Below are 21337 nucleotides of genomic sequence, written 5' to 3'. Positions count from 1 at the left end.
TTGTTATGGATGTGGAGGTTAAGAAAAACAGCAAAAACGCGCAGCTCAAGGACCATGAAGTCAAAGAATTGATCAAAAAGAGCCAAGAGGGCGACCAGCAGGCAAGAGACCTCCTCATAGAAAAAAACATGCGTCTTGTATGGTCCGTCGTGCAAAGGTTCTTAAACAGGGGCTATGAGCCGGACGATCTGTTTCAGATCGGCTGTATCGGGTTGTTAAAATCCGTTGATAAATTCGATTTGTCCTATGATGTCCGTTTTTCAACTTATGCCGTGCCGATGATTATCGGAGAAATCCAGCGCTTCATCCGGGATGACGGAACCGTCAAAGTATCAAGATCTTTAAAAGAGCTCGGCAATAAAATCCGCCGGGCGAAAGATGAACTGTCAAAAACATACGGAAGAGTGCCGACCGTCCAGGAAATCGCTGACCACCTGGAAATTGACGCGGAGGATGTGGTGCTTGCGCAGGAAGCGGTGCGGGCGCCTTCGTCCATTCATGAAACGGTGTATGAAAATGACGGAGACCCGATCACCCTGCTCGATCAGATCGCCGATCATTCAGAAGAGAAGTGGTTTGACAAAATCGCTCTCAAGGAAGCGATCAGTGATTTGGAAGAACGGGAAAAGCTCATTGTCTATCTGAGGTATTACAAGGATCAGACGCAGTCGGAAGTAGCCGAACGGCTCGGGATTTCACAAGTGCAGGTATCGAGGCTGGAGAAAAAAATATTAAAGCAGATTAAAGTGCAGATGGATCATACGGAAAGCTGACCTTTTACAGGCCGGCTTTTTTTATTTGCGCCCGAATGGTAATTTATGGTCTTTTGCTGCTGATGAATGAGAACAAAAGTGAACCACATACTACATATATAACCACCCGAAAGATGGTGATGCAAGATGGAAAGACGAATATTTCTCAGACTTCGCCACCGCGTGAAGGCTCATACCGGAGATATCATCACAGTCGGTGACGCCGCCCAGATCGCAGGACAGCAAAAGCTGAAAAAAAAACTGTCGGCACTGCCGCTGTATCAGATCACGAAAAAAGACAAAAATATCGTCGTGCTGGACATCATAAAAGTGCTGAAGGCCATTCATACCGCTTTTCCCGCTCTTGATGTGCAGACCGTCGGCGGCGCTGAAACGATAGTGGAAATCCATTACCAGAAAAAGCAGCTGTCAGCCGTTTTGTTTGTCGGTGTCTGGCTGCTGCTTTTTATCGGTTCATGTCTCGCCATTATGAATTTTCATGAAGATGTCAGCATGAGAGAAGTTCATATCGCCTTATATGAAATCATAACGGGCAGGCGCAATGAGTATCCGTACCTGCTTCAGATTCCGTACAGCATCGGCCTCGGTCTCGGGATGATCGTCTTTTTTAATCACATCTTTAAAAAACGCCTGAATGAAGAGCCAAGCCCGCTGGAGGTCGAGATGTTTAATTATCAGCTTGATCTCGATCATTATGTCGCAATACACGAAAACGAAGAGACGATGAAAGATCTGCATGATCGTTAGCATTCTTTTCGTTATGTTTGTCGGGCTTGGCGGCGGGCTGACCGTGGGAGCGGGCTTTGTGGCTTTTTTAACCGTTATGGGAATCATCCCCCGCCTTATGCAGCTGACAAAAACCATGCGCTTTGTACAGGCCTACGAAGGGGCTGTTATTTCCGGGGCGGTGTTCGGCGGCTGGGAAACCTTAAATATGAATCATTTTTTTTTATCTGAATGGCTTGCCGTTCCGGTCGGGCTTCTGGCCGGCATGTTTGTCGGCATGCTGGCCGCGGCGCTTACAGAAGTGCTGAACGTGCTTCCCATTCTTGCCAAACGGATCGGTTTCGGGAGCAAAATCATCATTTTGCTGATGGCTATCGTGTTCGGCAAAATAGCCGGCTCATTATTTCATTGGCTGTATTTTATCCATCATTCATAAGGAGGAACAGACGTGACAAACTTAAAAGAAAATTACAAAACAAAAGTGAAAGACTATCAGCCGAAACCGCCATACGTCTGGAATTGTGTCAAAGCCTTTCTGATCGGCGGTTTGATTTGTCTGATTGGGCAGGCTCTTCAAGACTTTTACATCCATTTTTTTAATTTTAATGAAAAAACAGCGGGAAACCCGACGTCCGCCACTCTTATTTTAATTTCCGCCCTCTTGACCGGATTCGGCATTTATGACAGGCTCGGTCAGTTTGCCGGAGCGGGTTCAGCCGTGCCGGTGACGGGGTTTGCAAACAGTATGACAAGCGCGGCTCTGGAACACAGAAGTGAAGGTCTTGTGCTCGGTGTAGCGACAAACATGTTTAAACTGGCGGGAAACGTCATTGTATTCGGCGTCGTGGCAGCCTATATCGTAGGCCTGATACGGTTTGCTTGTGAAAAACTGTTTTCATAGGAGGAGAAAAAAATGAAATTGACCGGAAAGCAAACCTGGGTGTTTGAAAACCCGTTATTTATAAATGCGGCGGGAACGGCAGCCGGACCGAAAGAAAAAGACGGCCCGCTCGGCTCGCTGTTTGATAAAACATACGATGAAATGCATTGCAATCAGAAAAACTGGGAAATGGCGGAACGTCAATTAATGGAAGATGCCATCAACTCCGCTTTGCAAAAACAGAATTTGAAAAAGAGCGACATCGATTTGTTACTCGCTGGCGATCTTTTAAATCAAAATGTGACGGCCAATTACGTCGCAAGACATCTGAAAATTCCGTTCCTCTGCCTGTTCGGCGCCTGCTCGACGTCAATGGAAACGGTCGCCGTCGCATCCGCGCTTATTGACGGCGGTTTTGCGAACCGGGCGATTGCAGCGACGAGCAGCCATAACGCGACGGCTGAAAGACAATTCCGTAATCCGACGGAGTATGGCGGGCAAAAGCCGGATACCGCCACTTCAACGGTCACGGGGGGCGGAGCGGTCATCATCAGCCAAAACCCTTCTGATATCCGGATTACAAGCGCGACAGTGGGAAAAGTAAGCGACCTCGGAATTACAGACCCGTTTGATATGGGCTCAGCCATGGCGCCCGCTGCCGCCGATACAATCAAACAGCACCTGAAGGATTTGAACCGCACGGCGGATGATTACGATCTGATTTTAACGGGAGACCTTTCAGGCGTAGGCTCGCCGATCTTAAAAGATTTGCTTAAGGAAGAAGGCTATCCCGCGGGAACGAAACACGATGACTGCGGTCTTCTCATCTATACGCCGGATCAGCAGGTGTTTGCGGGCGGAAGCGGCTGCGCCTGCTCCGCGCTCGTTACGTACACACATATCTTTAATCAACTGAAATCGGGCTCTCTTAACAGGGTTCTCGTTGTCGCGACAGGAGCGCTTTTAAGTCCGACAATGATTCAGCAGAAGGAAACCATTCCGACCATCGCCCACGGTGTGGTATTTGAGCGAGCGGGAGGTGCATCATAAATGGAATATCTGTGGGCTTTTGTTTGCGGAGGAATCATATGCATTATCGGTCAGCTGCTGCTTGACATTTTTAAACTGACACCCGCCCATGTGATGACAACTTTTGTCGTCATCGGCGCCTTGTTGGATGGGTTCGGAATATATGACAAATTTATCGAATTCGCAGGTGCGGGCGCGACGGTTCCCATCGTCAGCTTCGGTCACAGCTTATTGCACGGCGCCATGCATCAGGCTCACGAGCATGGATTTATCGGGATCGCCATGGGGATTTTTGAACTGACCTCCGCCGGTATATCTTCAGCGATTTTATTCGCATTTCTTGTAGCCGTTATTTTTAAACCGAAAGGATAATGTCTGATGACGAAACGGAAGGTCATCCTTGTGACAGACGGAGACGTATACGCCGCCAAAACGATTGAATATGCCGCGGAAAAAGCAGGCGGACGATGTATTTCCCAATCAAAAGGCAATCCGTCAACCAGAACCGGCCCGGAACTCGTTCAGCTGATTAAAGCCGCGCCGCATGATCCGGTGTTTGTCATGTTTGACGATTCCGGCCTGCAAGGGGAGGGGCCGGGCGAAACGGCGCTGAAATATGTCGCCTCACATCAAGACATTGAAGTGCTTGGAGTGATTGCGGTCGCTTCTAAAACCCATCAGGCTGAATGGACAAAAGTCGATGTCTCCATTGACCGTGATGGAGAAGTGACGGAGTTTGGCGTCGATAAAACCGGAATGAGAGAAATGGACGAGCACAGAATGAACGGAGATACGGTGTATTGTCTTGACAAACTGGACGTTCCCCTCGTTGTGGGCATCGGCGATATAGGAAAAATGGGAAGAAAAGATGACATATCCAAAGGCTCGCCGATCACGATGAAGGCTGTCGAATTCATTTTAGAAAGGAGCGAATATCATGCCGGAAAAACCGGAAAACATGATAAAAGTATACCGGGATCCTAGAAAAAATGAACAATTTTTTAAAGACCGCGTCGGTATGGGGACGAGCTACGATATCGGAGTCCGCAAAGTTCAAGTATTAGACCGGGAAGTCCAGATTTACTTTGTCAACGGGTTAACCGATACATTGTTTATCATTCATTTAATAGAACAGCTCGTCGATGTCAATAATTATGACGAGAACGCGGATGAAGCGCTTGATGTTGTTGAAAACAGGCTTGTGAACCAGCAGGTCCAAAAAGTCAAAACGCTCGACGAAGCGACGGATCAAGTGCTTTCCGGACTTGTGGCCGTTATCGTAGAAGACGCCGGTTTCGCCTTCATCGTTGACGTCAGAAATTACCCCGGACGCACACCCGAAGAGCCGGATACAGAGAAAGTCGTTCGCGGGGCAAGAGACGGATTTATCGAAAGTATCGTCATTAATACAGCGTTAATCAGAAGAAGGATCAGAGACGAAAGGCTCCGCGTCAAAATTACGAAAGTCGGCGAGCGTTCTAAAACGGATCTTGCCATTGTGTATATAGAGGACATCGCGGATCCGGACCTTGTCAGCATCGTTGAAAACGAAGTGAATGCGATTGACATTGACGGACTGACGATGGCTGATAAAACGGTGGAAGAATTTATCGTCAAACAAGGCTACAACCCGTTTCCGATGGTCAGATACACGGAGCGTCCTGATGTGGCCGCCAATCATATATTAGAAGGGCACGTCATTATCGTCGTTGATACGTCACCGAGCGTGATCATAACGCCCACAACGATTTTTCACCACGTTCAGCATGCGGAAGAATACAGACAGGCGCCTTCTGTCGGAACATTTTTAAGATGGATCAGGTTTTTCGGTATTATCGCTTCAACTGTTCTGCTTCCGATCTGGTTCCTCTTTGTTCTCGACCCGTCACTTTTGCCTGAAAGATTGGATTTTATCGGCTTAAATAAAAATACGCACATTCCGATCATTCTGCAGATCTTTCTGGCTGATTTGGGGATTGAGTTTCTCAGGATGGCCGCGATCCATACGCCGACCGCCTTATCGACTGCCATGGGCCTGATAGCGGCAGTGCTGATCGGACAAATTGCCATAGCGGTGGGGCTGTTTTCCGCCGAAGTCATTCTGTACGTATCGATCGCCGCCATCGGATCATTTACCACGCCGAGCTATGAACTCAGCCTCGCTAATAAAATGATACGTCTCATCTTAATGGTGCTCGTGGCCATTTTTAAAGTAAAAGGTTTTGTTATCGGCTTTACATTGCTGCTGATTTTAATGGCGGGTATCCGCTCGTTTCATACACCGTATTTATGGCCATTTTTACCGTTTAACGGAAAGGCGCTGTGGCAGGTGCTCGTCAGGACGACAGTGCCGGGAGCGAAAGTCAGACCGAGCATTGTTCACCCGAAAGACCGTCAAAGACAGCCAAGCGGTTCATAATCGCATTGAAACCGACAGAAGATTATGATATTGTATGTCTTAACTTATGCGGGACTTGTATAAGGACAGCTCAAAAAAGCTGTCCTTTTCACCCATATGCGGATCAGAAAGAGGGAATGAGCATTGTTCTTACATGGCACAAGCAGACAAAACAAACTAGGTCATCTGGAAATCGGAGGTGTGGATGCCCTGTATTTAGCGGAGCATTACGGCACGCCTCTTTATGTTTATGACGTGGCTTTAATACGTGAGCGCGCTAAAAGCTTTAAACAGGCATTCATTGACGCGGATTTAAAAGCGCAGGTCGCATACGCGAGCAAGGCGTTTTCCTCCGTTGCAATGATACAGCTTGCTGAGCAGGAGGGGCTCTCACTGGACGTTGTATCCGGCGGAGAGCTGTTTACGGCGGTTTCGGCTGGTTTTCCGGCTGACCGGATTCATTTTCACGGCAATAACAAAAGCAGAGAAGAATTGAAAATGGCGCTCGATCATCAAATCGGCTGCATCGTCGTTGATAATTTTTATGAAATATCCTTACTCGCGGAACTGTGCAGCAAATCAGGGCGCACCATGGATGTGCTTCTGCGCATCACCCCGGGGGTAGAGGCGCATACGCATGATTATATTACGACCGGACAGGAAGATTCCAAATTCGGCTTTGATCTGCATAACGGGCAAATAGAAAAGGCGATTGAGCAAGTGCTGCAGTCAGACCATATCCATCTTCTCGGTGTTCACTGCCACATCGGATCACAAATTTTTGATACGGCGGGCTTTGTGCTGGCCGCAGAAAAAATCTTCGCAAAACTGAGTGAATGGAGAGAATCTTTCGGTTTCGTCTCTGAAGTGCTGAATTTAGGGGGCGGCTTCGGCATCCGTTACACGGAAGAGGATGAACCTCTTCATCCTGCCGTCTACGTTGAAAAAATAATCGAAGCGGTAAAAGAAAACGCAGCGCTGCATGCTTTTGACATTCCGGAAATTTGGATTGAACCGGGACGCTCGCTCGTCGGCGACGCCGGAACGACGCTTTATACCATCGGCTCGCAAAAAGAAGTTCCCGGCACCCGTAAATATGCAGCGGTTGACGGAGGCATGAGCGACAATATCCGTCCTGCGCTTTATCAGGCCAAATATGAAGCCGTTTCGGCAAACAGAATCGGAGAACACCACGACACGACGGTGTCCATCGCGGGTAAGTGCTGTGAAAGCGGAGATATGCTCATCTGGGATATAGATCTTCCGGAAGTGAAAGAAGGCGATCTTCTCGCCGTCTTCTGCACGGGAGCATACGGGTACAGCATGGCTAACAACTACAACCGCATTCCGCGGCCTGCCGTCGTATTTGTGGAAGACGGCGAAGCGCATCTTGTCATTAAAAGGGAAACTTATGAAGACATCGTAAAGCTGGATCTGCCGTTTAAGACGGGGGTCAAACAATAAATAAAAAAGAGACCGGGACAATGGAGTCCGGTCTCTTTTTTGTCTCAGCTGTTTGAAGAAGTTGATCCGCTGTCTCCTGTAAATACAGACACGATCGCATTCCAAATTGAAGCGAAGAAATCAATGACTTTTTGGATAAAGCTTTTGCCTTCATCGGATTGAATGAATTTTGTGATTTTGTCTTTTGCCTTATCGAGCTGATTGCCGACTTGGCCCCAATCAATCTTGGCATTTTTCATTTTATTAAACAATGAAACTAACTGGTCTTTTTGAGCGTCAGTCAGTGTAATGTTAAGGTTTGATGCCGCATCATCGACTTTTTTCTCGATTCCTTCTTTTGTATCGGGCACACCGTTTTTCGCGAAATCGTCTTTAATGTTTGCGATAAGCGCGGAGGCGTTTTTATCTCCGATTTTTTCCCCGAGATTTGAAGTTGTGACAAGCTCTTGGTTGGCGACCTGTTTTACGTCTTCTGAAATCGCTTTGTCTGATGACACTTCATACGCCTTAATGATTCCTGTCAATGCGGCGGTTCCTGATACCTCAAACGGCGCCGTCACGTATACTTTTGCATCTTTCACGCCTGCTGTCATCAGGGCGTTTAAGTACATCTCATCCGTAATGGAATCAATATTATGGGTTTGGACGTCAAGTCCGGACCCTTTCTTTTCCACCGTGATGGATGATGAAGAAATGGCTCTTGTGCCGATTTGGGCATTCGATATATATTTTCCCAGATATTCATGTTCTTCTTTATTCGTGACCGTCACCTTTGTCGCGTTATCAGGGACATTTAATTCGTCAAGCACTTTCTGACGGTCTGCGTTTGACAGATCTGCCCCCAGTGTGACGATAACATCTCCGACTGCGGCATCGGCCAGGCTGATTTTCGGTATTGTGCACAATACTGCGGCCGCCGCCAGCAATCCAATCCACATTTTTTTCAAAGCGGTTAACCTCCTTCTTTTCACAAATGCCGTTTTGAAGCGGTTTGTGAGGGACTGCGTGAAGCAGTTCCGTTACATAGACGGCTGTGAAGCTGTTCTGGTTTCATTTTCTTTCTTTGGAAGCGGGGAGATTCGTTTTCCGGCTGAAGGTGTGGTATAATAGCCGCGAAAAGAAGAGCAGACGCATCTTCCTTCAAAAGAATATCAAAAAGAAAGCCGGCTTACAATTGAAATTCATATTGAAGAAGGCTTTGACAAAAAACATATGGAAGTAGGAATGAGAATGAAAACTGGTTACATCGAAATGGAGAACGGCAGCAGAATCGAATTTGAACTTTATCCGAATGAAGCGCCTAACACAGTCGCTAACTTTGAAAACCTGGCGAATACAGGCTTCTACGACGGCGTTATTTTCCACCGCGTGATTCCGGGCTTTGTCAGCCAAGGCGGAGATCCGACTGGGACAGGCATGGGCGGAAGCGGAAAAACGATCAAATGTGAAACAGAAGGCAATCCGCATAAGCACGAAGCCGGTTCTTTATCAATGGCGCATGCCGGTAAAGACACGGGTTCAAGCCAATTCTTCATCGTACATGAGCCGCAGTCGCATTTAAACGGCGTTCATACTGTATTCGGAAAAGTGACAAGCGGTTTAGAGCACGCGAAAAACATGTCTAACGGAGACAAAATGAAAGAAGTCCGTGTAGAAGGTTAATGACGGAAAAACCCGCCTTTTGGAGGCGGGTTTTTTTATGTATATGAAAATTCTCATGTGTAAATCATGAAAAAATACATATATGAACTTCGGCAGTCACTCTGGTATAGTGTAAAAGACCGATTACAAGAATGAAAAGAGGTAAAAACGTTGGTTCAATTGGCAACCGTTTTATTTGTCATTATCATTATCGCACTTATTTTTTGGTTCAGGCTGAAAAAAGGAAACAGGCCGATTAAAGGCGGCGGCTTCGGCATCATTCTCCCGCTTTTGATTATCGCCGTCATTTTTTCATTGAGCATCAGCCAGCTCATGAATATCCCCGGAAAGCCGTTTCATCTTCCCGCTGTTTGGGAGCTCGCCATCGCCGGGCTGTTAGGCGCAGTATTTGGCTTCATCATGCTGTCGCAAACCGCATATGAAATCCGGGAAGATGGCTTTGTGTACTCTAAGCGGAATAAAAACTTTAAATATGTCATTATCGCGATTATTGCGATCCGTATCGTACTCAGTCAATATTTCAAAAACATTGACGCGACGGAATTTGCCGTTTTAACAATGGAGCTTGCTTTTGTGTATTTGTGCATTTGGCGGATCGGAAGCTTCGTAAAATACCGTAAAATCAGCAGATCCGGCTTATAAAATGAAAAAAACGGATGAGGTGCGGGGCTTATTTGCCCTCTGTGCGGGGATTCATGGTAAAATAAAAACGACCATGGCTAATGGGAGGAAATCACTTGAAATCAGAAAAAGAAAAAACTTCTAAAAAAAGCGCCGTACTTGATTGGGCGAAAGCCATTATCATCGCTGTCGTTCTCGCATTGCTCATCCGCAACTTTTTATTTGCTCCTTATCTCGTTGACGGAAGATCAATGGAACCGACGCTGCATGACCGCGAGAGAATCTTTGTCAATATGACGGTCAAATACATAAGCGACTTCAAACGCGGACAGATCGTCGTTCTGAACGGAGAAAATGAACATTATGTCAAACGGATTATCGGACTTCCCGGCGACACGGTGCAAATGAAAAACGACCAGCTGTACATCAACGGCAAAAAAGTGTCCGAACCGTATTTAGCGGCAAACAAGAAAAAAGCGAAGCAAGGCGGCTATGACCGGCTGACGGAAGACTTCGGCCCGGTGAAAGTGCCGGACGACAAATATTTCGTCATGGGTGATAACCGCAGAGAATCTATGGACAGCCGCAACGGCCTCGGTCTTTTTACGAAAAAACAAATCGCGGGCACATCAAAATTCGTCTTCTTCCCGTTTAACGAAATCCGCAAGACGAAATAAACCGTACGGCAGTTTTCTTTATGAGAAAACTGCTTTTTTTATATAAATTAATCTCCCCACCCACAAAAACAGAACATAAATTCGTATATCTATTTAATAGATAGAAAGTTTTACAGATACATGAAACATCTTCCCTTGACGAAACGTTATATGAATAACTCACGCAGGGAAGAACGGTTTTCTATTCATGAAAAAAAGGAATATGACATAGTAATGAATAGATTGATACGGCTGGAGGTAGAAAAATGGGAAGAATTAAAACAAAAGCAGCCATTTTACTTGTACTGCTGCTGTTATTGGCGGGCGGTTTTATGGTCATAAACGATATTGAGCTGAAAGACGTGCCGACGGCTATCGGACAAACCCTGTCTCAGGAAAAAGAAGAATATACAGTGAAAACATATAAAATTACGAAAATAGAAGGAACCGAATACCACGGCACGGCAGCAAACGGCACAAAAATCATTTTTAACGGCGACAAGCTGAAGCAGGATCTCTCCGATGTGAAAAAAGGAGATAAGATTAAAGCGTATTTCAGCAAATCAAACCGGATTGACGGCTTATTGAAGGTTGTTAAAGTAAACGAATAAGTAAAGGCGCCTTTTTTGGGAAAGGGGCGCTTTTTATTTTTTCTGAAAAAGCAGGTGCAAATTCATTGCGCCTGCCGCAAAGGATGTTATAATAGCGGATAAGGACAAAAAAATATTGATTGTATCCTTCGGGGCTGGGTGAAAATCCCGACCGGCGGTAATAAGGCGTTTTGCGCTTTACAGCCCGTGACCCGTATGCATCTGTATACGGTGGATTCAGTGAAAAGCTGAAGCCGACAGTGAAAGTCTGGATGGGAGAAGGATGAGAGAAGCTATGCAAAAATAATCTTACTGTATAGTCTTATTTCCTATGGATTAAAACTGGCAAAGCCCCGAACTGTGTAAACATTCGGGGCTTTTTTGACGCCAAATTGCGTGGAAGAAGGGAGGGATAACGATGGAAGAATATTATATGAATACGGCAATAGAGCTTGCCAGACGCGGTGAAGGGCAGACGCAGTCCAATCCCCTTGTCGGTGCTGTCGTCGTCAAAAACGGCCAGATCGTCGGAATGGGCGCCCATTTACAATACGGAGAAGCCCATGCGGAAGTGCACGCGATCAATATGGCAGGCAGTCACGCAAAAGACGCAGATATGTATGTGACGCTGGAGCCTTGCAGCCATTACGGAAAAACACCGCCATGCGCCGAACTGATGATAAAGTCGGGGATAAAAAGGGTATTTGTCGCTATGACGGATCCAAATCCGCTAGTCGCCGGAAAAGGCATCAGAATGCTGGAAGCAGCGGGCATCGAAGTGAAAACGGGAATTCTCAGGCAGCAGGCAGAAGAGCTGAATAAAATGTTTCTTCACTTCATGAGGACCGGACTTCCGTATGTCACCTTGAAAGCGGCCGCAAGCCTTGACGGGAAAACAGCGACTGAAACCGGTGACAGCAAATGGATTACTTCAGAGGCGGCAAGGCTTGATGCCCAGCAATACAGGAAATCGCATCAAAGCATTCTTGTCGGAGCAGGCACAGTCAAAGCCGATAATCCGAGTCTGACTTGCAGGCTCCCCGATGCGGTCAAGCAGCCGGTCAGAGTCATTCTCGATACAAAGCTGACCATTCCGGAAACGGCAAATGTGGTCACTGACGGCGCCGCGCCGACATGGATATTTACGGCCAAAGACGTTGACGTGCAAAAGAAAGAGCGGCTGACCGCACTCGGAATAAAAGTCTTTTCGCTTGAAACAGACCGCATTCACATTCCTGAGGTGCTCAGCATTCTCGCTGAAAACGGCATAATGTCCGTTTATGTGGAAGGCGGCGCATCCGTACACGGAAGTTTTGTCAAGGAAGGCTGTTTCGAGGAGCTTCATTTCTATTTCGCCCCTAAATTAATCGGAGGAACGCTTGCTCCCAGCTTGATCTCCGGTGAAGGTTTTCAATCAATGAAAGATGTCCCCCATTTACAATTCACACAAATCACCCAAATCGGGCCGGATATAAAATTGACGGCCATACCTAAAGACGGAAAGGATGGTGACGATGTTTACAGGAATCGTTGAAGAAACAGGCACGATCCAAGCAATCAAAAAGACAGGCCTTTCCATGGCATTAACCATTGCCGCTTCAAAAGTGACAAGCGATGTGAAACTTGGCGACAGCATCGCGGTAAACGGCATCTGCCTGACCGTAACCGGATTTTCTGATAATCAATTTACGGTTGATGTCATGCCGGAAACCGTAAAAGCCACTTCGCTGAACGGCTTGTCAAAAGGCAGCAAAGTCAATCTGGAAAGAGCGATGTCCGCCAACGGACGCTTCGGCGGCCACTTTGTATCCGGGCATGTGGACGGAACGGCGGAAATTACCCGGATCGAGAAAAAAAGCAACGCGGTTTATTACGATCTGAAACTTTCGCCTGAATTGACGAAAACGCTCGTCTTGAAAGGTTCAATTACGGTAGACGGGGTGAGCCTGACGATTTTCGGTTTATCAGACGAAATCGTGACGGTATCTGTTATTCCGCATACCATCTCAGAAACGATTTTTCAGACGAAAACAGTCGGCTCGACCGTAAATATTGAGTGTGACATGATCGGCAAATACTTATACCGCTTTTTGCACAAAACGGAACAAACGAAAAGCAATCAAACGATCACAGAAGCTTTTTTAAGCGAGAACGGCTTTTAGAAAGGAAGATCAATATGTTTCATCCAATAGAAGAGGCGTTAGAGGCGCTGAAAAAAGGTGAAGTCATCATCGTTGTCGATGATGAAGACAGAGAAAATGAAGGAGATTTCGTAGCGCTCGCTGAGCATGCCACACCTGAAGTGGTCAATTTTATGGCGACCCATGGGAGGGGCCTGATCTGCACGCCGCTTTCTGAAGATATTGCCGCCCGGCTGGATCTTCACCCGATGGTCGATCATAATACGGACTCACACGAAACCGCGTTTACGGTCAGCATTGACCACAGACTGACAAAAACAGGAATCAGCGCTCAAGAACGTTCTTTTACGATTCAGGCGCTGTTGAACGAGGAATCTGTGTCTGATGATTTTCAGCGTCCGGGCCACATTTTTCCCTTAATCGCAAAAAAAGGAGGCGTCCTGAAGCGGGCGGGCCACACGGAAGCAGCCGTTGACCTTGCAAAAGCATGCGGCTCTCAAGGAGCGGGCGTCATTTGTGAAATTATGAATGAAGACGGCACAATGGCCAGAGTGCCGGAGTTATCAGAAATCGCCAAACGCCACCGACTGAAAATGATTACGATAAAAGACTTAATAGAATACCGTTACAACATTACGACACTTGTGAACCGAGAAGTTGACATTACGCTGCCGACTGACTTCGGCACGTTCCGGGTTTACGGATATACAAACGAGGTTGACGGAAAAGAACACCTCGCCTTTGTTATGGGTGATGTCCCGTTTAGCAGCGAACCCGTTCTTGTCAGAGTGCACTCAGAATGCCTGACGGGCGATGTGTTTGCATCCCACCGCTGTGATTGCGGGCCTCAGCTACATGCCGCGCTTGCGCAAATTGCCGAAGAAGGCCGAGGCGTCTTATTGTATTTGCGTCAGGAAGGAAGAGGAATCGGTTTAATCAATAAGCTGAAAGCGTATCGATTGCAGGAAGAGGGGTATGACACGGTTGAAGCGAACGAAGCGCTCGGCTTTCTGCCTGACCTGCGCAACTACGGGATCGGCGCCCAGATTCTCCGCGATTTGGGGGTTCAGCATATGAAACTTTTAACCAATAACCCCCGGAAAATCGCCGGCCTTGAAGGATACGGACTGAGCATTTCAGAACGGGTGCCGCTTCAAATGGAGGCGGGTGAGCATAACAGGAATTATTTACAAACCAAAATGAACAAACTCGGACACTTGCTTCATTTCTAAAACAAATCTCACAAAAAAGGATGGATAACATATGAATATCATACAAGGTAACTTAGTAGGAACAGGACTTAAAATCGGAATCGTCGTCGGCAGATTTAATGAATTTATTACGAGCAAGCTGTTAAGCGGAGCGGAAGATACATTGCTTCGCCACGGTGTAGAATCAAATGACATTGACGTTGCTTGGGTGCCGGGAGCGTTTGAAATCCCGTTTGCGGCAAAAAAAATGGCGGAAACGAAAAAATACGATGCCGTTATTACACTCGGCACGGTGATCAGAGGAGCGACAACGCATTATGACTATGTCTGCAACGAAGCGGCAAAAGGCATCGCTCAAGCGGGCACGGCGACGGGCGTCCCGGTTATCTTCGGTATCGTAACGACTGAAACCATTGAGCAGGCGATCGAACGCGCAGGAACAAAAGCCGGAAATAAGGGAGCGGATTGCGCAGTATCCGCCATTGAAATGGCGAATCTAAACCGTTCATTTGAATAATTTGTTGAAAAGCGTTTAAAACAGCGGCGAAAATGATATAATGTGAGGAAACGGATCGCCTTTATTCATCCGTTTGCTAGGACATGAATGGACATTTTGGATATAGAGGGGTTTTTATGTTAATTCGTTATAAAAAATCGTTTGAAAAGATTGCAATGGGTCTTCTGTCATTTATGCCGAATGAAAAAGATCTCAAGCAGCTTCAGCAGACAATAAAGGACTATGAAACGGATACTGGCCGCCAGCTCTTTCTTTGGAAAGAGGATGAAGATATCGTCGGAGCGATCGGAGTTGAAAAAAAAGACTCAGAGGTTGAAATCCGCCATATCAGCGTGAATCCTTCTCACCGCCATCAAGGAATCGGAAAGCAAATGATGGACGCCTTAAAACGTCTGTTCAAAACGGAGGCACTCGTTCCGAATGAATTAACGCAAAGCTTTTTTGAACGCTGTCAACATCAAAAAGATCAGGATATTTCATATAATAACTGACAAATGCTCCCGGAATCTTCACGGTTTCGGGAGCTGTTTTTATGCAGAAAAAGCAGGGCTGTCCGTCAGCCTCTGCTTTTTTTTCTTCTCTCCATTTCCCGTTCGCGTTCCTTAATGACATCCGTCCTGTCCCGCAGGCGGTGTTTATGAATAAGAAAGGTATCTGATACGCCGGCCTGCCCCCATGTATAGCCTTTGCGGCGGCATTCGGCAAGACACGCTTCTTTCAGAGTGTCATCTGTAATCGGCAGCATAATACTTTTGTACGGCCGGCCGGCTTTTATATCGTCTGACAGCGATTCTATCAGCTCTATCAGCTTTGGATGGCTGAGGCCGAGAGAGCTGACAGCCTGTTTTTCAGCCCTCAGAATGCGTAAGCTGTTGGCGATCAGCCGTTTCGCCCCGGCTTCATTTCCCCTCCGCTGGTGATACAGAGCGACGGCTAGCTGAATCAGGCCGACCCAATGAATGCTCCGCTCCTCAGGCGGGCTTTCTTTCCAATATTCTTCTAACAGTTCATGACACTCAAAATAATCTCTTGATGCGTGAAATTCGGCCAAAAAGCCGATATAAGCTTTTGGATACAAGCCGCTTCCTCCTTTTGCTAAAACCAGTGTACCACAGCGTTATGAAAAGGAAAAAAAGAGCGGCTTGGTGTCTGAAACGTGAAGAACTAGCAGATATAAGATGCCCCTACGACAATAAGCAAAATAAACAGAACGACAATTAATGCAAAACCTCCGCCGAAACAAGCTCCGCCCATCTGAAATCAGCCTCCCTTTGTTTCATGTTTACACGGCTATCATATGTGCATCCGCCTTTAAAGGTATAGGCGTATACCTTCTTTTTTCAGTATTTTCTAAATAACGAAGCACAATTAGAAAAGTATTGGACGAGAGCATTTCGGTGGATTATACTAAAGGGTAGCCAGTTTTTCCGGCAATGAGAGTGATATTGAAAATGGTGAGATAATGGTAGAATATCAAGTGAAAATTGATACGTTTGAAGGCCCATTGGACCTGCTGCTTCATCTGATTAACCGTCTTGAAATCGACATATACGACATACCCGTGGCAACCATTACTGAACAATATTTATTATATGTACATACAATGCAAGTGCTTGAACTTGATGTCGCCAGTGAATATCTGGTCATGGCGGCGACGCTTCTCAGCATTAAAAGCAGAATGCTGCTTCCAAAACAAGAGGAAGAGCTGTTTGAAGATGAAATGCTTGAAGAGGAAGACCCTCGGGACGAACTGATTGAAAAGCTGATTGAGTATAGAAAATATAAAACCGCTGCGAAGGATTTAAAAGAGCGGGAAGAAGAAAGACAAAAGTCATTTACAAAGCCGCCGAGTGATTTAAGTGAGTATGCAAAAGAAATCAAACAGACGGAGCAGAGGCTGTCGGTGACCGTTTATGACATGATCGGTGCGTTTCAAAAGGTGCTTCAGCGTAAAAAAATCTCGCGGCCGAAAGAAACCACCATTACAAGACAGGAAATACCGATTGAAGACAGAATGAACGAAATCGTAAAAAGCTTAAAGACGGCGGGAAGAAGAATCAACTTTACGGAGCTTTTTCCTTCTCGGCAAAAAGACCATCTCGTCGTGACGTTTTTAGCCGTTCTGGAGCTGATGAAGAATCAGCAGATTATCATCGAACAGGAAGAAAACTTTTCAGATATATACATTACGGGGAGTGAATCCATTCATGGCGCTTGATATCGTGAATTGGAAAGCGATTGTGGAGGCCCTGCTGTACGCGGCGGGTGATGAAGGGCTGACCAAAAAGCAATTGGTGACGGTGCTTGAAATAGAAGAAGCGGAACTGGCCGGAATCATGGAAGAAGTGGCCGCCCAGTACAAGGAAGACGGCAGGGGCATTGAGCTGACCGAATATGCGGATACGTATATGCTTGCAACGAAAAAAGAATTCGTGCCTTATTTGAAAAAATTAATCGAGGTGCCGTCAAAGGGACTGTCACAGGCTTCTTTAGAAGTGCTGGCGATCGTTTCATACAAGCAGCCGATTACACGGGCGGAAATTGAAGATATCCGGGGCGTGAAGTCTGAGCGGATTCTGCACAGTCTCGTGTCAAAAGCGCTGCTGTGTGAGGTGGGACGCGCCGACGGTCCCGGCCGGGCGATTTTATACGGCACGACCCCGGTATTTCTTGAACAATTCGGCTTGAAAACACTGGACGAGCTTCCGCCTCTTCCTGAAAATGCGGAAGAAGACGTTCTCCAGGAGGAAGCCGACTTATTCTTTGAAAACTTCAACCAAACTTTTGAGGATATTAAATAATAACGGTTTTTCATCATACGATAATAGGGAAAGGCCATTGATGAATAACGCAAATTGACGAAGTACAAGAGAGGAAGGAAACGAACGGAAATGGGAAATTCGATTGTGAGGGCCCATACTGAAGAAACTGGTGAATTTTTAGCCGAGGTTGTCACGATGGTCAACAGTTATTTAAATCATACGACATTACCGGAAATGCAGGCTTCTGGAAAGGCGGATGAGGCATACTGCCGCGACGTGCTCAGTGTGCTGAGAAGGATGACGGTCTTTTGCGAAGGCGCCCAGGAAGCCTGCCGCCGGCTCTTAATGCAGGAGCCGTTTCATGAGGCGAGAGCGGAAAAAACGCTGTATAAAGTGTATCATCAGTGCGTGGAAGAATTTTTCATGCCGAAAAAGGATACGTGGTACGAAAACAGCCGCGCCGCTTATACAGGCCAAAGTGCGATTGAATTTTATCAGCATGTGCCCGATTCGCTGCGGAGCCTTCTGCTTTCACTGAGCAGTGAGTTTCTGCGCATGCGTGAAGAATTGGCGCAATATGAAGCATCAGGCTCGAATATGGTATCATCCAGATAAAAAACTCTCCCAAAAGGGAGAGTTTTTTTACGTAAAAGAGATGCAATTGGTATTCATAAGTCATGGACATGCGCATAAACTTGTACAAACCCACAACAAGGACGTGAGCATTCATGCGCTTTCTCAAAAAAGCTGCCGTATTTCTTTTGACTTTTGTTATTTTGTTTTCCATTACAGACGGAAATACGGCACATGCCCAAATACATGTCAGCGCAAAAAGCGCAATTATTATCGACGGTGCATCAGGCAGGGTGTTGTTTGCTAAGGACGAACACCATAAGCGGCGGATCGCGAGCATTACGAAAATCATGACGGCGGTGCTGGCGATTGAATCAGGGAAGATGGAAGAGATGGTGACGGTTTCGCCGAATGCCGTAAAAACGGAAGGCTCAGCCATTTATCTTCAGCCGGGACAAAAAGTGAAACTGAAAGATCTCGTTTACGGGCTTATGCTGAGGTCGGGAAATGACGCCGCTGCGGCCATTGCTGAATATGTCGGCGGAAGTCTTGACGGTTTTGTATTTATGATGAACCAAAAAGCCGAGCAAATCGGAATGAAAAATACAAAATTTCAAAACCCCCACGGGCTGGACGACCATGAAAATTTATATTCAACGGCGTATGATATGGCCCTTTTGACTAAATACGCGATGAAGATCAAGGAATACCGGACTGTTTCGGGCACCAAAGTGTATAAAGCGGAAACGATGGACCGGGTATGGAAAAATAAAAACAAGCTTCTGACAGGGCTTTATCGTTACAGCACAGGCGGAAAAACGGGTTACACAAAAATCGCGAAACGGACACTCGTTTCGACGGCTTCAAAAGACGGAACGGATCTTATCGCAGTCACCATAAATGATCCGGATGACTGGGATGACCATATGAATATGTTTAATTATGTCTTTGAGCACTATAAAACCTATATCGTCGCCAAAAAAGGCGGCATCCCGAAGCTGAAAAAGACGTTTTACGGAAAACACGCTTTTATTTCCCGGGATGTCAAGTATTTGTTAAAAGAGGATGAGATCGATGATGTGAAAATCAGCACAACCTTAATAAAACCGAAAAAAGCCTGGAAAAAGGATGCTTCTCTCATTCCCGATGTCGTCGGCCGGATGACTGTTATGCATGATGGGAAAGTGATCGCCAAGGTCCCCGTCTATTATGAAAACGAGCACCTTAAAAAACCGAAAAAGCATTTCATTGAAACGTTTACGAGCCTGTTTATGAGCGCGGCGGGCGGTTCAGCATGGTCAATTTAATCTGGGTCTGTCTGACGGTAATCGGACTGGTCTTTGCGATGTTTAACGGAACCTTGCAGGATGTGAATGAAGCGGTTTTTAAAGGAGCGAAAGAAGCGGTTACGATCTCGTTCGGATTAATGAGCGTCCTCGTGTTCTGGCTCGGCCTGATGAAAATAGCCGAGCAGTCCGGCCTTTTGGATATATTCAGCAGAATGTGCCGTCCGTTTATTTCTAAGCTGTTTCCTGATATCCCCCCTGATCATCCGGCAATGGGATACATCTTATCAAATCTCATGGCAAACTTTTTCGGGTTGGGAAACGCGGCGACGCCCCTCGGCATTAAAGCCATGGAGCAGATGAAAAAGCTGAACGGAGGCAAGTCTGAGGCCAGCCGTTCCATGATTACCTTTTTGGCGGTAAATACTTCGAGCATTACATTGATACCGACAACCGTCATTGCCGTCCGCATGGCTTATTCGGCGAAATCACCGACCGATATCGTCGGACCGACCATCTTAGCGACTTTAATTTCGGGTATCGGCGCGATTTTCATTGACCGCTACTTCTGGTACCGCCGCAAAAGAAAAGGGAGGTAAGCGAATGGAAATGGTGAATTGGCTGTCTTTAGCCATGATTCCGATTATTATCGCCGGTATATTGATATACGGCACGATCAAAAAAGTGCCGACTTATGAATCATTCGTTGAAGGCGGAAAAGAAGGAATTGAGATTGCGTTTTCCATCATTCCGTATTTGGTCGGGATGCTTGTGGCGATAACCGTATTCCGGGCCTCGGGCGCGCTTGATTTTGTCATGGGGCTCTGCAAGCCTTTCTTTACGGCGCTCGGCATTCCCGCAGAGGTCGTACCGCTTGCTCTGATCCGTCCGATTTCGGGTACGGCGGCGCTCGGCATGACGACGGATTTGATCGCCGTGTACGGGCCTGATTCATTTATCGGCAGACTGGCCTCGGTCATGCAGGGATCGACTGACACGACGCTGTATGTCCTGACTGTGTATTTCGGGGCGGTCGGCATCAAAAAAATGGGGGATGCTTTAAAGGTTGGTCTTCTTGCTGATTTGATCGGGGTGGTTGCATCAATCATCATAGTTACGTTATTATTTGGAAGCGCCTGATTGAGGCGCTTTTTATATATCAGAATAATGCTCCTTGAAAAAGCTTGTTTGTTCAAGGGGAAAAAAGTAAGATTATACTTGAGGTGAACGACATGGAAAGACTGCAAAAAGTTATTGCTCATGCCGGCGTGGCATCACGCAGAAAGGCAGAAGAGCTGATAAAAGAAGGAAAAGTAAAGGTGAATGGAAAAGTAATAACAGAGCTCGGCGTAAAAGTAACCGGTTCTGATCAGATTGAAGTAAACGGATTAAAGGTGGAGCGGGAAGAACCCGTGTACTTCCTGCTTTATAAACCGAGAGGAGTGATCTCAGCTTCTGATGACGATAAAGGGCGGAAAGTGGTAACCGATTTTTTCAAAGAAGTGCCGCAGCGTATTTATCCGATCGGAAGACTTGATTATGATACGAGCGGTCTTTTATTACTGACAAATGACGGCGAGTTTGCCAACAAACTCATGCACCCGAAATACGAAATTGATAAGACGTACGTCGCCAAAGTGAAGGGGATTCCTTCCAAGGAACTTCTGCGGAAGCTTGAGCGCGGCATTCAGCTTGAAGAAGGCAAGACAGCGCCGGCCAGAGCGAAAATGCTTTCTCTGGACAAAAGAAAGCAGACGAGCATTATTCAGCTGACAATTCATGAAGGACGGAACAGACAGGTCCGCCGCATGTTTGAGGCGATCGGTCATGACGTGCTGAAGCTCAAACGTGAAGAATACGCCTTTTTAGATTTAAGAGGCCTTCACACAGGAGACGCAAGAGAATTGACGCCGCATGAGGTGAAAAGGCTGCGGGCTTTAGCTGAACACGGTAAAAACGCTTTCTAATTTTCACATAACCTTCAAAAATTACAAAACGCGAAGATGATATAATTGAATGGATTTGCAGGCAGGGGAGGGGAGCAGTGT

General features: G+C 46.6%; 28 protein-coding genes and 1 riboswitch. Of the genes, 25 read left to right on the top strand and 3 right to left on the bottom strand.

Features of this window, described 5'->3' with window-relative positions; translation table 11 throughout:
- Positions 1-5 precede the first annotated feature (5 nt).
- The 9 genes from sigF to lysA all read left to right on the top strand — a co-directional run bounded on the left by sigF (position 6) and on the right by lysA (position 7270).
- A complete protein-coding gene (gene sigF / locus Y79_RS0119390; RefSeq protein WP_003153348.1) occupies positions 6-773 on the top strand; it encodes an RNA polymerase sporulation sigma factor SigF in 768 nt (255 codons plus the stop codon).
- Between the two features lie 126 nt (positions 774-899).
- Complete coding sequence (locus Y79_RS0119380) at positions 900-1520, top strand: stage V sporulation protein AA (RefSeq protein ID WP_016939157.1); 621 nt, start codon at positions 900-902, stop codon at positions 1518-1520.
- Complete coding sequence (locus Y79_RS0119375) at positions 1510-1935, top strand: stage V sporulation protein AB (protein WP_007409413.1); 426 nt, start codon at positions 1510-1512, stop codon at positions 1933-1935. Before Y79_RS0119380 ends, Y79_RS0119375 begins: the two co-directional genes overlap by 11 nt.
- 12 nt (positions 1936-1947) lie before the next feature.
- Positions 1948-2400 carry a stage V sporulation protein AC gene (spoVAC, locus tag Y79_RS0119370; RefSeq protein WP_007612334.1) on the top strand — a complete coding sequence of 151 codons (453 nt, stop codon included), beginning with the start codon at positions 1948-1950 and terminating at the stop codon, positions 2398-2400.
- 12 nt (positions 2401-2412) lie between these two features.
- Positions 2413-3429 carry a stage V sporulation protein AD gene (gene spoVAD, locus Y79_RS0119365; protein ID WP_016939156.1) on the top strand — a complete coding sequence of 339 codons (1017 nt, stop codon included), beginning with the start codon at positions 2413-2415 and terminating at the stop codon, positions 3427-3429.
- On the top strand, positions 3430-3780 hold the full coding sequence (gene spoVAE, locus Y79_RS0119360; RefSeq protein WP_016939155.1) for a stage V sporulation protein AE: 351 nt from the start codon (positions 3430-3432) through the stop codon (positions 3778-3780). It abuts the gene before it with no gap.
- Positions 3781-3783: 3 nt separating this feature from the next.
- Positions 3784-4392 carry a stage V sporulation protein SpoVABEA gene (spoVAEA, locus tag Y79_RS0119355; RefSeq protein ID WP_095241744.1) on the top strand — a complete coding sequence of 203 codons (609 nt, stop codon included), beginning with the start codon at positions 3784-3786 and terminating at the stop codon, positions 4390-4392.
- Entirely contained in the window at positions 4346-5827 is a 1482-nt protein-coding gene (locus Y79_RS0119350; RefSeq protein ID WP_016939153.1) for a spore germination protein, read from the top strand. The genes spoVAEA and Y79_RS0119350 overlap by 47 nt, the downstream gene beginning before the upstream one ends.
- Positions 5828-5950: 123 nt before the next feature.
- Positions 5951-7270 (top strand): diaminopimelate decarboxylase, encoded by a 1320-nt coding sequence (gene lysA / locus Y79_RS0119345; protein WP_016939152.1) that lies wholly within the window; start codon positions 5951-5953, stop codon positions 7268-7270.
- Between the two features lie 44 nt (positions 7271-7314).
- Here the strand turns inward: lysA and Y79_RS0119340 are convergent, their stop codons facing one another.
- The gene (locus tag Y79_RS0119340) at positions 7315-8217 is read right to left on the bottom strand and encodes a DUF1002 domain-containing protein (RefSeq protein WP_016939151.1); all 903 of its coding nucleotides are present in this window, start codon (positions 8215-8217) and stop codon (positions 7315-7317) included.
- Between the two features lie 283 nt (positions 8218-8500).
- Here Y79_RS0119340 and Y79_RS0119330 point away from each other — a divergent pair, with 283 nt between their 5' ends.
- The 9 genes from Y79_RS0119330 (at position 8501) to ribT (ending at position 15159) form a co-directional block, all read left to right on the top strand.
- Positions 8501-8932, top strand: a complete 432-nt coding sequence (locus Y79_RS0119330; protein WP_029575380.1) for a peptidylprolyl isomerase — start codon at positions 8501-8503, stop codon at positions 8930-8932.
- A gap of 150 nt (positions 8933-9082) precedes the next feature.
- A complete protein-coding gene (locus Y79_RS0119325) occupies positions 9083-9574 on the top strand; it encodes a CcdC protein domain-containing protein (protein WP_016939148.1) in 492 nt (163 codons plus the stop codon).
- Positions 9575-9654: 80 nt separating this feature from the next.
- Positions 9655-10230, top strand: a complete 576-nt coding sequence (gene lepB, locus Y79_RS0119320) for a signal peptidase I (protein ID WP_032864909.1) — start codon at positions 9655-9657, stop codon at positions 10228-10230.
- A 245-nt stretch (positions 10231-10475) separates the two neighbouring features.
- Positions 10476-10820: a hypothetical protein gene (locus Y79_RS0119315; protein WP_016939146.1), complete on the top strand. Its 345-nt coding sequence runs from the start codon at positions 10476-10478 to the stop codon at positions 10818-10820.
- Positions 10821-10940: 120 nt separating this feature from the next.
- Positions 10941-11087: riboswitch (FMN riboswitch) on the top strand.
- Positions 11088-11217: 130 nt separating this feature from the next.
- Entirely contained in the window at positions 11218-12333 is a 1116-nt protein-coding gene (gene ribD, locus Y79_RS0119310; RefSeq protein ID WP_016939145.1) for a bifunctional diaminohydroxyphosphoribosylaminopyrimidine deaminase/5-amino-6-(5-phosphoribosylamino)uracil reductase RibD, read from the top strand.
- A complete protein-coding gene (gene ribE, locus Y79_RS0119305) occupies positions 12314-12961 on the top strand; it encodes a riboflavin synthase (RefSeq protein WP_016939144.1) in 648 nt (215 codons plus the stop codon). Before ribD ends, ribE begins: the two co-directional genes overlap by 20 nt.
- A gap of 14 nt (positions 12962-12975) precedes the next feature.
- Complete coding sequence (locus Y79_RS0119300; RefSeq protein ID WP_016939143.1) at positions 12976-14172, top strand: bifunctional 3,4-dihydroxy-2-butanone-4-phosphate synthase/GTP cyclohydrolase II; 1197 nt, start codon at positions 12976-12978, stop codon at positions 14170-14172.
- Positions 14173-14203: 31 nt separating this feature from the next.
- Positions 14204-14668: a 6,7-dimethyl-8-ribityllumazine synthase gene (gene ribH / locus Y79_RS0119295; protein WP_003153372.1), complete on the top strand. Its 465-nt coding sequence runs from the start codon at positions 14204-14206 to the stop codon at positions 14666-14668.
- Positions 14669-14784: 116 nt separating this feature from the next.
- Complete coding sequence (gene ribT / locus Y79_RS0119290; protein ID WP_003153373.1) at positions 14785-15159, top strand: GNAT family N-acetyltransferase RibT; 375 nt, start codon at positions 14785-14787, stop codon at positions 15157-15159.
- Positions 15160-15224: 65 nt separating this feature from the next.
- On the opposite strand, the gene Y79_RS0119285 is transcribed toward ribT, so the two are convergent.
- Both Y79_RS0119285 and Y79_RS1000000121095 read right to left on the bottom strand, forming a co-directional pair.
- A complete protein-coding gene (locus Y79_RS0119285) occupies positions 15225-15746 on the bottom strand; it encodes a DUF309 domain-containing protein (protein ID WP_016939142.1) in 522 nt (173 codons plus the stop codon).
- A gap of 86 nt (positions 15747-15832) precedes the next feature.
- Complete coding sequence (locus Y79_RS1000000121095) at positions 15833-15922, bottom strand: YjcZ family sporulation protein (RefSeq protein ID WP_016939141.1); 90 nt, start codon at positions 15920-15922, stop codon at positions 15833-15835.
- Between the two features lie 208 nt (positions 15923-16130).
- Here Y79_RS1000000121095 and Y79_RS0119275 point away from each other — a divergent pair, with 208 nt between their 5' ends.
- The 7 genes from Y79_RS0119275 (at position 16131) to rluB (ending at position 21256) form a co-directional block, all read left to right on the top strand.
- Positions 16131-16886, top strand: a complete 756-nt coding sequence (locus Y79_RS0119275) for a segregation/condensation protein A (protein WP_016939140.1) — start codon at positions 16131-16133, stop codon at positions 16884-16886.
- Positions 16876-17469, top strand: coding sequence for an SMC-Scp complex subunit ScpB (scpB, locus tag Y79_RS0119270; RefSeq protein WP_016939139.1), 594 nt, complete (start codon positions 16876-16878; stop codon positions 17467-17469). Before Y79_RS0119275 ends, scpB begins: the two co-directional genes overlap by 11 nt.
- A 90-nt stretch (positions 17470-17559) precedes the next feature.
- Positions 17560-18045, top strand: a complete 486-nt coding sequence (locus tag Y79_RS0119265) for a DUF3907 family protein (RefSeq protein WP_016939138.1) — start codon at positions 17560-17562, stop codon at positions 18043-18045.
- Between the two features lie 113 nt (positions 18046-18158).
- The gene (locus Y79_RS0119260; RefSeq protein WP_016939137.1) at positions 18159-19310 is read left to right on the top strand and encodes a D-alanyl-D-alanine carboxypeptidase family protein; all 1152 of its coding nucleotides are present in this window, start codon (positions 18159-18161) and stop codon (positions 19308-19310) included.
- The gene (locus Y79_RS0119255; protein WP_003153385.1) at positions 19298-19888 is read left to right on the top strand and encodes a nucleoside recognition domain-containing protein; all 591 of its coding nucleotides are present in this window, start codon (positions 19298-19300) and stop codon (positions 19886-19888) included. The genes Y79_RS0119260 and Y79_RS0119255 overlap by 13 nt, the downstream gene beginning before the upstream one ends.
- A 4-nt stretch (positions 19889-19892) precedes the next feature.
- A complete protein-coding gene (gene spmB, locus Y79_RS0119250; protein ID WP_003153387.1) occupies positions 19893-20429 on the top strand; it encodes a spore maturation protein SpmB in 537 nt (178 codons plus the stop codon).
- A gap of 92 nt (positions 20430-20521) precedes the next feature.
- Complete coding sequence (gene rluB / locus Y79_RS0119245; protein WP_016939136.1) at positions 20522-21256, top strand: 23S rRNA pseudouridine(2605) synthase RluB; 735 nt, start codon at positions 20522-20524, stop codon at positions 21254-21256.
- Positions 21257-21337 lie beyond the last annotated feature (81 nt).

This window comes from Bacillus siamensis KCTC 13613 (assembly GCF_000262045.1).
Taxonomy (GTDB): domain Bacteria; phylum Bacillota; class Bacilli; order Bacillales; family Bacillaceae; genus Bacillus; species Bacillus siamensis.
This window is presented reverse-complemented; position numbering and strand designations above follow the sequence as displayed.

Bases quoted from the DNA above. Each gene is read 5' to 3' on its own strand.
- rluB (WP_016939136.1), top strand. From the start codon at position 20,522: ATGGAAAGACTGCAAAAAGTTATTGCTCATGCCGGCGTGGCATCACGC.
- lepB (WP_032864909.1), top strand. From the start codon at position 9,655: ATGGGAGGAAATCACTTGAAATCAGAAAAAGAAAAAACTTCTAAAAAA.
- spoVAE (WP_016939155.1), top strand. From the start codon at position 3,430: ATGGAATATCTGTGGGCTTTTGTTTGCGGAGGAATCATATGCATTATC.
- Y79_RS0119260 (WP_016939137.1), top strand. From the start codon at position 18,159: ATGCGCTTTCTCAAAAAAGCTGCCGTATTTCTTTTGACTTTTGTTATT.
- ribH (WP_003153372.1), top strand. From the start codon at position 14,204: ATGAATATCATACAAGGTAACTTAGTAGGAACAGGACTTAAAATCGGA.
- Y79_RS0119350 (WP_016939153.1), top strand. From the start codon at position 4,346: ATGCCGGAAAAACCGGAAAACATGATAAAAGTATACCGGGATCCTAGA.
- Y79_RS0119300 (WP_016939143.1), top strand. From the start codon at position 12,976: ATGTTTCATCCAATAGAAGAGGCGTTAGAGGCGCTGAAAAAAGGTGAA.
- Y79_RS0119330 (WP_029575380.1), top strand. From the start codon at position 8,501: ATGAAAACTGGTTACATCGAAATGGAGAACGGCAGCAGAATCGAATTT.
- sigF (WP_003153348.1), top strand. From the start codon at position 6: ATGGATGTGGAGGTTAAGAAAAACAGCAAAAACGCGCAGCTCAAGGAC.
- Y79_RS0119275 (WP_016939140.1), top strand. From the start codon at position 16,131: ATGGTAGAATATCAAGTGAAAATTGATACGTTTGAAGGCCCATTGGAC.
- spoVAD (WP_016939156.1), top strand. From the start codon at position 2,413: ATGAAATTGACCGGAAAGCAAACCTGGGTGTTTGAAAACCCGTTATTT.
- Y79_RS1000000121095 (WP_016939141.1), bottom strand. From the start codon at position 15,922: ATGGGCGGAGCTTGTTTCGGCGGAGGTTTTGCATTAATTGTCGTTCTG.
- Y79_RS0119315 (WP_016939146.1), top strand. From the start codon at position 10,476: ATGGGAAGAATTAAAACAAAAGCAGCCATTTTACTTGTACTGCTGCTG.
- Y79_RS0119380 (WP_016939157.1), top strand. From the start codon at position 900: ATGGAAAGACGAATATTTCTCAGACTTCGCCACCGCGTGAAGGCTCAT.
- scpB (WP_016939139.1), top strand. From the start codon at position 16,876: ATGGCGCTTGATATCGTGAATTGGAAAGCGATTGTGGAGGCCCTGCTG.
- spmB (WP_003153387.1), top strand. From the start codon at position 19,893: ATGGAAATGGTGAATTGGCTGTCTTTAGCCATGATTCCGATTATTATC.
- ribE (WP_016939144.1), top strand. From the start codon at position 12,314: ATGTTTACAGGAATCGTTGAAGAAACAGGCACGATCCAAGCAATCAAA.
- Y79_RS0119265 (WP_016939138.1), top strand. From the start codon at position 17,560: ATGGGAAATTCGATTGTGAGGGCCCATACTGAAGAAACTGGTGAATTT.
- ribT (WP_003153373.1), top strand. From the start codon at position 14,785: ATGTTAATTCGTTATAAAAAATCGTTTGAAAAGATTGCAATGGGTCTT.
- ribD (WP_016939145.1), top strand. From the start codon at position 11,218: ATGGAAGAATATTATATGAATACGGCAATAGAGCTTGCCAGACGCGGT.
- Y79_RS0119255 (WP_003153385.1), top strand. From the start codon at position 19,298: ATGGTCAATTTAATCTGGGTCTGTCTGACGGTAATCGGACTGGTCTTT.
- Y79_RS0119375 (WP_007409413.1), top strand. From the start codon at position 1,510: ATGATCGTTAGCATTCTTTTCGTTATGTTTGTCGGGCTTGGCGGCGGG.